The organism is Protofrankia sp. CiP1_Cm_nod3 (assembly GCF_982290655.1).
The window spans coordinates 33,642-34,114 of the sequence record NZ_CEVIVD010000032.1 but is presented as its reverse complement, the minus strand read 5'-3'; the positions used below and the strand labels follow the sequence as shown (position 1 = coordinate 34,114).

Annotated in this window: 1 pseudogene; it reads left to right on the top strand. The window is 71.7% G+C overall.

The window, feature by feature from the left end:
• Positions 1-215: 215 nt before the first annotated feature.
• Positions 216-473, top strand: a pseudogene (locus AC5LUJ_RS09005) (hypothetical protein); the annotation flags it as partial.

Below are 473 nucleotides of genomic sequence, written 5' to 3'. Positions count from 1 at the left end.
GGGCCGGATTCGTCGAGGTCAGGCCGGGCGTCCGAGCTTGCTCGCCGTGTCCGGGCGACTATCGTCTACTGCGCGGCGGTCCCGCCGACCCGCGTGGCCGGCCGCGTCGGGCGCGTCCCGTGGATGCCGACACCAACGGAGATCCACCGGGTACACCCATCGCGCAGGCCGCCACCGACGATCTCGGGAACGGCCGAGGACGACCGGAGGACGCCATGTCCACTCCTGACACAGAGTCTGCTGACACAGAGTCCACTCCTGGCACAGACCGCCTCGACGCGGACCGCCTCGACACCGTCGCCGCACCCGTCCCGCGTAACCCGACGGACGCCAGTAGTGACAACACCGCGCCGATCCGGCTGCTGACGCCGGACGGGGACCGGCTGCCCCTGGCCGCCTACGACCCGTACATCGCCGACCTCACCGACGCCGACCTGGTCGGGCTCCTGCGCGACATGGTGATCGCGCGCAGG